This window comes from Paenibacillus dendritiformis, assembly GCF_945605565.1.
Taxonomy (GTDB): Bacteria; Bacillota; Bacilli; order Paenibacillales; family Paenibacillaceae; genus Paenibacillus_B; species Paenibacillus_B dendritiformis_A.
The window spans coordinates 5104735-5115832 of the sequence record NZ_OX216966.1 but is presented as its reverse complement, the minus strand read 5'-3'; the positions used below and the strand labels follow the sequence as shown (position 1 = coordinate 5115832).

Annotated in this window: 7 protein-coding genes and 1 pseudogene; 7 read left to right on the top strand and 1 reads right to left on the bottom strand. The window is 46.7% G+C overall.

Annotated features, from left to right (window positions below; translation table 11 throughout):
- Positions 1-9 precede the first annotated feature (9 nt).
- On the bottom strand, positions 10-894 hold the full coding sequence (locus NNL35_RS22865) for a helix-turn-helix transcriptional regulator (RefSeq protein ID WP_006674929.1): 885 nt from the start codon (positions 892-894) through the stop codon (positions 10-12).
- A gap of 163 nt (positions 895-1057) precedes the next feature.
- Between NNL35_RS22865 and NNL35_RS22860 the strand changes: the two genes are divergently transcribed.
- From NNL35_RS22860 to NNL35_RS22830, 7 genes and pseudogenes are all read left to right on the top strand, one after another.
- Positions 1058-2482 (top strand): MATE family efflux transporter, encoded by a 1425-nt coding sequence (locus NNL35_RS22860; protein ID WP_006674928.1) that lies wholly within the window; start codon positions 1058-1060, stop codon positions 2480-2482.
- 877 nt (positions 2483-3359) lie between these two features.
- Positions 3360-5777, top strand: a complete 2418-nt coding sequence (locus tag NNL35_RS22855) for an ATP-binding protein (RefSeq protein WP_254553753.1) — start codon at positions 3360-3362, stop codon at positions 5775-5777.
- Positions 5778-5857: 80 nt separating this feature from the next.
- Positions 5858-6694 (top strand): hypothetical protein, encoded by an 837-nt coding sequence (locus NNL35_RS22850; protein WP_254553752.1) that lies wholly within the window; start codon positions 5858-5860, stop codon positions 6692-6694.
- A 16-nt stretch (positions 6695-6710) separates the two neighbouring features.
- A complete protein-coding gene (locus tag NNL35_RS22845; RefSeq protein WP_006674926.1) occupies positions 6711-8372 on the top strand; it encodes a restriction endonuclease in 1662 nt (553 codons plus the stop codon).
- Positions 8373-8638: 266 nt separating this feature from the next.
- Positions 8639-9151 (top strand): annotated as a pseudogene (locus NNL35_RS22840) (N-acetyltransferase family protein); the annotation flags it as partial.
- A gap of 48 nt (positions 9152-9199) precedes the next feature.
- Positions 9200-9646, top strand: a complete 447-nt coding sequence (locus NNL35_RS30450; RefSeq protein WP_167539889.1) for a GNAT family N-acetyltransferase — start codon at positions 9200-9202, stop codon at positions 9644-9646.
- A 255-nt stretch (positions 9647-9901) separates the two neighbouring features.
- Complete coding sequence (locus NNL35_RS22830; protein WP_006674924.1) at positions 9902-10885, top strand: phosphotransferase enzyme family protein; 984 nt, start codon at positions 9902-9904, stop codon at positions 10883-10885.
- Positions 10886-11098: the final 213 nt, after the last annotated feature.

Below are 11098 nucleotides of genomic sequence, written 5' to 3'. Positions count from 1 at the left end.
GCCAGCTCCTTAATGGCAGAAAAACTGCTGCCGGTACCGGCGCGGCGACATGCCTTCATACCGGGAGAAGCAGGCGGCGAAGTAGGCCGCTTGGCGGAAGCCGACCTCCTCGGCGATGCGCGAGATTGGCAGATCCGTCTGGTGCAGCAGCAGCTTCGCCTGCTCGATGCGGTAGCGCGTCAAATATTCGATCGGGGAGCAGCCGAATTGCTTCTGCATGCAGCGGGCGATATAGACCGGATGGAAGTTCAGGCTGTCGCCAAGCGATTGAGCCTTGATATCCTCGCGGTAATGGCGCCGCAAGTAAGCGGCTGCCCGCTCCGCGCATGCAGCGGCGGGGGACAGATCCGTCTGGTCCGCCGATGCCGACAGGAGATGGAACAGGTGCTGGAACAGCATTTGCTCCTTCCAGGGGGTATTTGGCTCGGGTATCCCTTCCTGGAGCTCCTGCAGCTGGAGCAGCACTTCCCGCAGACGATCCGGCTGCAGCGGCTTGCCGAACTGCGGCAAGGTCACGAGGAACGGCCGCGGGGCCAAAGACGACGGGGAGGCCACAGCCGCCTCGCCGCCGTCGAAGGCGGGGGAATGCGGCATGTCCTCGAGAGCCTCCCACGCTCCTTCCGTCTGGAAATGCAGCCAGAAGTACGTTGTCGCCTCCCTGCATTCTTTCGTCGCCCCGTGCGTCTGATCCGGCCGCAGAATCAGGACGTGATCCGGACGGACCGCATATTCCCGCTCCTCCTCGTACATATAGAGACAGCCTCCGGTCACGAACAGCATGTCGAACACTTCGATATTCCGGCGGCTGGCATGCTTCTGACCGGCTTCCATGATGCCGGAACCGCTGTAAATGTAATAGGGCAATGGCGGTAATGTGAACTGCAGCGCTTTCATTGGAAGAGCCTCCTTTTTCCGAATTGAACAGGTTGGCATCTTGATAGTTCAAGTTGATATTGTGACACATCAAGATGAGTATACCATCTATAATGATTACGTTCTATCCGTCATTGCACAAGGATATACAGCCAACATCAAGAGGATAACGGAGGTTTCATTTGTGAAAAGAGAACGGAATCGGTATGCACTGGGTGTGCTGGCATGGCCGATTTTTATAGAGTTGTTCCTGCAGTTTCTTCTGGGGGCGGCGGATACGCTGATGGTGAGCCGCATCTCGGATGATGCGGTCGCGGTTGTCGGCTTCTCCAATCAGCTGTTCCAGGCGCTGACGACCCTCTTCATGACGGTGGCGAGCGGGGCCGGCATCTTGATCGCGCAGAAGCTCGGTTCGCGGAGGGAGGAGGAGGCGCGTTCCGTGGCCATTATGGCGGTGAGCGCGAGCGCGGTGATCGGGCTGGCGCTGAGCTTCGTGCTCTACGCGAAGCCGCGCGCGATCGCGGCGGTGCTGCAGCTGCCGGACAGTCTGCTGCCGTTGGCGGACACTTATATTTCGATTGTCGGCGGCGGCATGGTGCTGACGGCGCTCACATCGACCCTCAGCACGGTGATCCGGAACACCGGCAATACGAAGGGGCCGATGATCATCGCGATCGGGATGAACGTCATCCATGTCGCCATGAACTACGGCTTCATCTTCGGCGCCTTCGGCTTCCCGCAGTGGGGACTGACCGGGGTCGCCCTGTCGACGGTCATCAGCCGGCTGCTGGCGACGGCCGTGCTCGCTTATGTGTTCGTCCAGTCGTTCGGACATCGCATCCGCCTGCGGGAGATGCTCGGCTTCGACGGAGCCCGCTTCAAGGAGATCCTGCATATCGGCTGGCCGCTCGGCGTCAACATGTCCTGCTGGGTCTTCTCCCAGCTTGTCATCTTCGCCTTCATCGCCATGCTGGGGCCGCAGGAGCTGGCGGCGCGGACGTACATGAATACACTGGAATCATTCTGCTTCCTGCTCGGATCATCGATCGCGATGGCGCTGCAGATTCAGGTCGCCCATCTGTTCGGGGCGGGCCGGTCGGAGGAGGCCTACAAAGGGGCCTATCGCGCGCTGCTGTACGGACTGCCGCTCGTCACGGTCAATGCGCTCGTGCTGCTGTTCGCGGGCCGGGCGCTGCTGGGGCTGTTCACGGCCGATCCGGAGATCGTGGCGCTCGGCGTCTCGCTGCTCGGGCTCAATCTGCTGCTGCAGCCCGGCAAAATGCTGAACATGGCGATGGGCAACGCCCTCAATGCGGTAGGCGACACCCGCTTCGTGATGCTGACGGCCATATTCTCGATGTGGCTGGTCGCCACGGGCTTGTCCTACCTGACGGGGATTCATTGGGGCTGGGGGCTCGTCGGCATCTATGCCTGCATGATCGCGGATGAATATATACGCGGCTTCCTCGTGCTCCTCCGCTGGAAGGGACGCCGCTTCCTGAAGCGGGCTAGCGTGAGAGGTGCAGCGGATGGGGAAGGCACGGCGGGTGTGAAAAGTGCAACAGATGCGACTGACGTATCAGATGGCGGACAGCCTGCACTTCCGTAAACGTAAACGGCAGGAGGAGGCAATCCGCTCCGGCGGGTGTCCGGGGTAGCTGCCCTCATCATCGCCATGTCCTTTTTTCGTGGAAAAAGCGTGAAACTGTCCACCTATAAGTGGACAAAAAGCGGATCAGCTTAAATGTAAGGTAGAATCAATATATAGCGGTGTTTTGGTTTGGTTATGCAATATATATAGTGTTTTTTCTGTCGGAGAAAAACTATCTCTTTCCCAAAATATCGTCCACTATTTTACAGATTTCTTTGAGTTTTCCACTGTAGAAGGACAGATATCGCGTACTTGTCATTAAACTGAAGTAAGATGATGCGCCATGCTGACTGCGTTAGGTTTATGCATCCCACCAGGGGCTGAGCACAACACAAGCGTCTCCCAACCGGAGGGCGTCGCTTGTGTTTAATAAAAGAGCTTGAAAATCAGCCTCGATAAGCTACTAATTGCAGTCGGCTATGCTGACCAATTCTGATTTGGAATACTCCAGATGTTTTCTTTTTCACAGCACATTACGATTCTAGTAAGTTCAACATTTCATTGATATGCTGGATCTGCATCTTTCAATTCCATTGTTACTTGTGTGGGCCTTACAGCTTATCAGACCTTTCATTTAACCCCTTTTGTTACCATGAATAATAATTTTCGGGTAGGTGAAATATATGCCGCCAAATTATGATTTTCATAATTGTCTATCTCCACGAGAGTTTGAGGAGTTGGCGCGGGACATTTTGGAGATCAAGGAAAAAGTCCCTTTTGAAATTTCCGGTCGAGGGAAAATGGGGGAGTTGATCTCCGCTATTGGGAAGGTACGACAAAAATTATTGTTCAGGTCAAGTGCTATCAGAACAATTACAGCCAGTTGCTCAATGTTTTGAAAAAAGAAAAGCAGAAAGCGAAGGTATTAGAGCCAACCCGTTACATTCTTGTCACCTCTGTTAAGCTTCAAATTAAGGATCGAGAAGAAATATTAAATTTATTTGATGGATTGATTATGACTCGAGATGACATTATTGATAGGGATGATTTGAACAAACTACTCGGAAATGAGGAGTATCAACACGTTGAACGCACCCATTATAAACTATGGCTCAGCAGTACCGGCGTTTTAACATCACTTATTGAGGAAATTGTTCACCGAGGTATTTGCGCACAATCAAGGGGGGAGCTAGAGGAAATAAAGAAAACAGTAAAAGTTTTCGTTCAAAACCCTAGCTTTGGACGAGCTATTGATATTCTGGAGAAATTCAGGTACGTGTTGATCTCGGGAGAGCCTGGTATTGGAAAGACGACTTTAGGCCGTTGCTTAGCTGCTTATTTTTTTCAGCATATGGGCTATAGGGATTTCATTTATGCGGACACGGTAGGATCAGCTCTTAGTATGTATAAAGAGAAGGAGAGACAAGTTTTCTTTTTTGATGATTTTTGGGGGAGCATGTTTAAAGACGAAAAACTCCCACATAACGAAGAAAAGCATTTATTGAAGTTCATTCAGCGAATTTCCAATTCGCAAAATAAAATTTTGATTTTAACCTCTCGTGAGTATGTATTACAGCAAGGCCTGGCCAAATATCAAGATGAGCAACTCAAGAGAATATTCGATATCGGCAGATGCTTTCTTCAACTTGAAGATTACTCTGATTTGATAAAGACAAAAATTTTGTTCAACCATCTATACTTCTCTCGCCTTGAATGGGATTATATCAAGGTTATCGCTGATGAATATAAACGAATCATTAACCATTCTAATTATAATCCAAGAATTATTGAAAATTTTCTTGATCAGGGAGCAGTTTTATTAGAGGATAGTTCCCCAATTGAGTATTACAAAGAGTTTCTAAGTTATTTAAATGAGCCGCTATCTTTCTGGAAGAGTATCTTTATGAAACAGACCTATGGGGCTCAACTGACATCACTTATCTTATTTTTATCATCCCAACCTATGAGATTAAGCGATTTAAAGGACTCTTACTACTGTTGTATCGAGGCTGGAGGGAAAAGTAACGAACAAATTCAAGACCTAGAATTCGATAGTATTGTTGCGCAATTAGAAAAAACGATGATTAAGACCTATTATCAGAATACAACATCAACGATTATAGTTAAATTCCAGAACCCATCCATTAAGGATTTTTTATATCGGCATTTGGCTGACAATATACGACATTACGGAAAAATGCTTATCCAAGGCTGTCCTTTTTTGAACCAGCTCCTTTTTATGTTTAAAGCTACGAATGCTGTGCGCAGGATTAATGATGATTCGGAAGAGGACTTCTTTTATAAAAAAAAGATACGTTTACCCGAAAATCTCGAAAATCTGCTAAGCGATAAAATTATTTCTGAGTTTGAGACTTTAAAGTACTCATACGCCGTAAGGGAGGTATTCGAGCATAAACCGTCCGTTTATGTGGACTCGGAAGACTGTATTGTGGGGAAGTTACAAGATATTTTATTTAATTTTGGAATCAATGAAAACGCTAATATGGATGATTTTATTAAAAGTAAAGTTCAATATTTATGTTCTGGACTTCACGAAGATGAGTATCCATTATCCTACGATGACATGGTCGAGTTTCCCTATTTAATTAAAACAGCGATTCCGTTAAAGATTAAGCTCGATGGAAATTTACTAATCAATGACTATTATAAGCGTTCCAGGTTTGCTGAACATCTGCTGATGCTCAATAAATTTGAAGAGATTTTCCCTCAGGAATTTGCCGATTTCAAGAAAATTAACTATAAATCGATTAAGCGAAATATCAGATTTATGCTTCTTGAAGACGTTGATTTTTTTGCTTCGGACGGGGAATACGACCGAATTGCTTACCTAATCGATATGATTTATCCAGCGATATTGGAAAATTATAAGTTTCGTGACAGCAAGACGTTCCGGAAGGAACTATGGAGGGCTGCGGACTATTCTAACGATGAGGATGGCGAAAACAAAAAAAAGTGGTTGGAGTTAATAGAAAGGAACAAAGAGAAAATTAGAACTGAGGAGATGGACGAGATAAAAATAGAAGAATTGATGAAAGAAGAAAGGGATGCTCTATTAGGAGTTACAAATCAGATGCTTGACGACGAAGATATCATCGACTTTATTCAAAAGAACGCTCAAACTGCAACAGAAGCTTCAGAGTTGATTTTCTTATTGGAGAACGAAGAACCATGGTATATTGGGCCGTTTTTTAGTAACTTGGACAGACTCTCTCTTTTGTTACATTTTTTCATGAAGAAAAGAAGCTACCGGAGACAAGTGCCTCCTTTTATGAAAATTTCGCATTTTATTTAATCCATCATTATTGTGATAGGTCTTCTATTAGCGATTCAGATTCTATTGTTGAAATGTTCTCTGAATTCGCGTTCGACATGATGAGAAGAGGTGAAAGCGTTTTTTCTGAACAAACCGTCAAAAAACACCCAGCCTTTAAGGACAAATTGGAAACAGAGCAGATCGACTTGGCAACGCTTTTATCATGTCCTTTCTTGGTTCAAAGAGGCAAATGGTATGAGTTTCAAACTCTGGCGTTTCAGTCTTATTTGTCATTGAAAAAATTTCTTAGTCATAGTGAAAAGGAAAGAGCAGTTTCATATGTTGATTTTCTGAGTCTTCGTGACTCTTTTTTAGATATCGAACACGATATTTGGATATTATGTTCGGAATTAGATCTTCAGAATTTTAATCAGTACTATTTAGTCCCGATTTTAAAAGAATATTTAGTTGCAGTCGACACAACTAATCCTAAAACAGTATGTTCTTCTAGTCTTAGCTTTCTTGAACTCACTTTGGATTTTAAAATTTCCCAAGATACACTTCTACCGCATTTTTTTGGTTCCTGCTGCGACGGGTTACGGATTTCTGCATTACAGTTTATTGATCACGACTTGTTGGAAGTAGAACTTTACATGAGTTGTTCTGAGGATAGAGAAAATAAGAAGAAGCATTCAGATTTAGTGCGTTTAGGCCAATTCATTACACAACAAGGTCATTCAGTAGGTCTCGCTGAATATGAACTTGACCTGACCAAACATAGTGCCAATCAGGAATTGTTAGAGATTTTTGAATCTTTAGGTGTATGTGATTTTTATTGGAATTCATATCATCAAGTATTCGAAATGATAGAAAAGACAATGGCCGCTAATTATAGTTTCCGCCTTGATTCTTATGCACATGATCCGAAGATTCGTAGATTTGCCTTGGTCGATTAATACAGGAGGGGATTATATGAGATTTCCTGACAGTTCAGGTTTGTTCCTTTCTATTGTCGATGGTTTTTTTAAGGAAGAAGAGATGATGGTTCAATCGATTGATAATTATCATCATCCTTTCCGCGATTTTGTAGAGGAGGCTCAAACAAGTTATTTGACTTCAGTTGACCTTGAGGGTTGTATTCAAGCTCCCAGGCTGTATATTATTGCTGGTCATAAAGATAAAATTTGCCATATAGAGCAAGTTTGGAGAAAAAAGATTAAGCAATCATTTGAACAATTTTTACAAAATAATAAAATTCTGAGAAGGATAAAGGAACAGGTCAAAAAGACAGATTTCTACTGCTTAGAGTCATTATATTGGCTCTACCTGTCAGAACTGATAACTAATGATCAGATATATTATCCGAGGGAGATGAAATTCTCAGCTAAAGACAAGGACTTAGTTGTATTGATTTTCTATTGGACTTCTAGTCCAAGTGATAATCCGGTAGATACTGTTGAGCAGACAATCTCATTTTGGTTGGAACATGAGCAACCAGCCTTAAAAGGTTACCAGTGTTTAACCCGTTCTTTTATTTTGCGAAACATGAACGGCCGCAAGGTGCTGGCTACTTTTCCCGATAGATATGGAAACTGGGGCGTGTTATTGGAAGGAGGAATATTTTTACCGCTGGCAGATGATTTTGAAGCAGGCCTAAGTAAGCTAAATAGTACGCATATTGGCCACTGGACCATTGCAGAAGTGGAAGAAATATTGCTTAACCCCATTTATGCCTTTGGGTTACATTATCAACATATAGATTTAATTTGTGAATGGTTCTATGTTTTTCTTTACGGATTGGCTACAACTGACGAGGAAGAATTGGAAACTGTTAATCTCGAATTGCTATACAGTCGATTTTTGGAATATTTAGGAGAGCATATTTGTCCATACATTCTGATCGAACAAAAAATCATAGAAGTAGATCAATTTATAGAAGTGCTTAAGAAAACATTGGGTAACATAAGAGAGTACTTAGCAGGGGAAGAGGAAACGGGTATTTCTAAAAATATTCTGCTGATGATGCGAAATCGCCATGCCTATTTACCTACGGTTCACCGATTTATTCAAAGTAATTCCGGTCTTGCCGTGAAGAATACATGTAATTCTATCTCCTTGGACTACAACTATTGGAAAGATGCTCTTGATCAATTGGAAGAAGTGACTCATGCTTATGAGAAGGGTAAAAGGCTGGAAGAACTGGCGCAGTATTTTATTCGTACCATATCTGGTATACAAATCACTGATGTAAGAGCAAAAAGAGGCAGAGCAGAAGTAGATATTTACTGTTGTAATGTTTCGTATAATTCATTGCTTTGGAGATTGGGAGCATTGATTTTGATCGAATGCAAAAATAGAAAAAATAAGGTTGAGGTATCGGATATCCGGAACTTGGTTCCAACTATGGAGGCTAAAGGCATTCATGGGGCGTTGATTTTTAGCACGGCAGGCTTTTCATCGGTTGCTATGAAAGAAATTGTACATCAACTTTCAGGCGGTAAGATGATAATTCCCATTTCTCTAAAAGAACTAGAGGGTGTTGGTGAAGATAAGGGGCCTTATGATCTTGTACGGGAGAAAATAGAATATTTTGAGCAGATCATGGAAGACGATATGAGGCAGATGTATTTTTAATATTTCGCAGCCTGAAATCGAGCGATAAAGCTTGATGTAGCTAGGCAAAGTGTCTCTCCTGTAAAGAGAGGTTATCATGAAAATGACTTGAGAGAGGGACGACCGGGAGTAATTCGTGCCTCTTTTTTTCTATATCAGAATTCTGTCGGGATTGTCATTTTTATTTTCAGCTTTCCGGGAAGCGAAGAGCTGGTATAATTACGACATAGCCAGACGGGCGCCGCGCTGCGCGGCCCCGCCGATACGAACGCGGAGGAGACCGGAGCATGAGCAGGATTCGAGAAGCGACTGAACAGGACTTGCCTTCCATTTTGGACATTTACAACGATGCGATTATTCATTCGACCGCGGTCTACTCGTATGAGCCGCACTCGCTGGAGCAGCGGATGGAGTGGTTCCGGCAGAAGCGGCAGGACAACCTTCCCGTGCTTGTCTATGAGGCAGATAACCGGGTGATGGGCTTCGCCACCTTCGGCCCGTTCCGGGCATGGCCGGCCTATCAATACACGATCGAGCATTCCGTATACGTGGATAACGAATGCCGTCACTTCGGGATCGGGTCCCGGCTATTGCGGGAAATTATCCGCATCGCGGCCGACGGCGGATACAAGACGCTCGTCGCCGGCATCGACGAGTCGAACCGGGGCAGCATTACCCTGCATGAGAAGCTTGGCTTTACGTATGCCGGGACGATCCGGAACGCGGGATATAAGTTCAATAATTGGCTGAACCTGTGCTTCTACCAATACGAGCTGCCGGGACCGGATCAACCGGTGGAGCGAGGCGGAATTGGAGAAAAGGAATCGATAGCCGAAAGGGGAGTTTCGATGAATATTCATCTGCAGTCTATTACCGCAGAGAACTGGAAGGAATGCATTGCGTTGGAGGTCGGCCCGGGGCAGGAGGACTTCATTGCGTCGAACGTGTATTCGCTCGCCGAAGCGCAGTTTTTGGACGGGTTCCAATGCAAGGGCATCTATTGGGACGAGCGCATGATCGGATTCGCTATGTACGGCATCGATCCGGATGACGGGAACTACTGGATCTACCGCTTCATGGTGGATGCGTCCTTCCAGGGGCAAGGATTAGGCAAGCGGGCACTGCAGCTTGTGCTGGATGAGATCGGATCGCAGCCGGACCGGACGGAGCATTGTCTGCTCGGCTATGATCCGAATAATGAAGCGGCCCGGCGGCTGTATGCCTCGGCCGGCTTCGTCGAGACCGGCATCGCGCCTTGGGGCGAGATGATGGCGAAGTATGATTTTCCCGGTTGAAGAACGCTGTGGCGGCATCGATCATCCATCGGGTCTAGCTGATAATACAGGAAATATATAGTACAATAATAAAACGCCAATTATATCTTCCGACCAAAGTGGCAGGTTATCGGGCAGCGAAATCGAAGAGCCGCTGTCGATCGCGATCGGTGGAACGGACAGGAAGAGAAGATTGAACTGACGAGCAAGCAGAAGCAGCGAGCAATGAATTCATGCTTCAGACTGCTTGCATGCGCACAAGGGAGAGACGAGAAAGTGGGCCATCAAGCCATCGCGGCCGAGGCGTTGTCGCATTACGAGATACAATCGCCAATCATTAGCTTTATACGACATAATGAAAATTTGACCTATAGGATTACCGATGAGTCCGGCTCATCTTACCTGCTGCGGGTTCATAAGCCCGTTCACGCCGAGCTTCATGGCCTGCAGCATTCCAAGGCGGGTTTGAACGGGGAGATGGAGCTGCTGCAGGCGCTGGGAGAGAACACCGCCTTGAATGTGCAGAAGCCTGTCCGCAATCGCGAAGGAGAATTTGTCACCCGGATCGGGGACGGGGATGACTTCGTACATTGCACGATGCTGCACTGGCTGGAAGGACGGGACTCGCAGCCGGATGACTTCGCATCGCGAGAAGACGCTCTCCGCTACGGACGTCAGGTCGGCATGCTGCACCGGTTTACGAGCGGATATACGCCGGAACCGGCCGCCAGCAGACCAACTTACGCCGGTATCGGGGAGAATAAGGCCATGCTGGAACGACTGACCTACGGCCGGGATCACGGCATATTTGCGCCGGGCGATTTCGGCCTGATGAGCGAAGCCTTCCAGCTCATTAATGAGCGGCTTCGCCGCTATGAACCGGATCCCGGCACATGGGGCATCATCCATGCCGACATTAACCGGGCCAATGTCATTGTGACCGATCGGGGTTTTACCTTGATTGACTATTGCCTGTACGGCCACGGATATTTTTTGTATGATGCGGCCGGCGGCGCGCTCAGCGTTCCGTCCGAGCGGCGGACAGATTTCATGGAAGGCTATGAGGCGGAATTCCTTTCGATTCGCGGCGATTCGATGAAGCTGCTCGAAGGCTTCATGCTGCTGAATATTTTCGGCTACTATTCCTTCCATATGATGAACACGGCGGTTCATCCCTGGATGCGGGAGCGGCTGCCTTCCTTTTGCGTCAATATGGTGGCTCCGTTTGTGGAAGAACGGCCAATCTTTGATTTGCTGTAACAAGGAGAAGGCAGAGATTATGGCCGCCTTCCGCAGCGTGCGCGATTCCATCCGTGCGCGCATTCACGCTTTTATCGAGGAAGACCAATAGTATAACGACGGTAAGCAGCCGTCCCGACTTATCGGGGCGGCTTTTTTCCTTAGCTGCGAATCTCAGGAAAAAACTCCGTTTCTGTCTTTATTTGTAGAAGCATGTCAGGTTTTTTCTGGTAT

What these genes read in the sequence shown, in the direction of transcription:
- NNL35_RS22865 (WP_006674929.1), bottom strand. Translation starts at nt 894, where the DNA reads ATGAAAGCGCTGCAGTTCACATTACCGCCATTGCCCTATTACATTTAC.
- NNL35_RS22850 (WP_254553752.1), top strand. Translation starts at nt 5,858, where the DNA reads ATGAGAAGAGGTGAAAGCGTTTTTTCTGAACAAACCGTCAAAAAACAC.
- NNL35_RS22845 (WP_006674926.1), top strand. Translation starts at nt 6,711, where the DNA reads ATGAGATTTCCTGACAGTTCAGGTTTGTTCCTTTCTATTGTCGATGGT.
- NNL35_RS30450 (WP_167539889.1), top strand. Translation starts at nt 9,200, where the DNA reads ATGAATATTCATCTGCAGTCTATTACCGCAGAGAACTGGAAGGAATGC.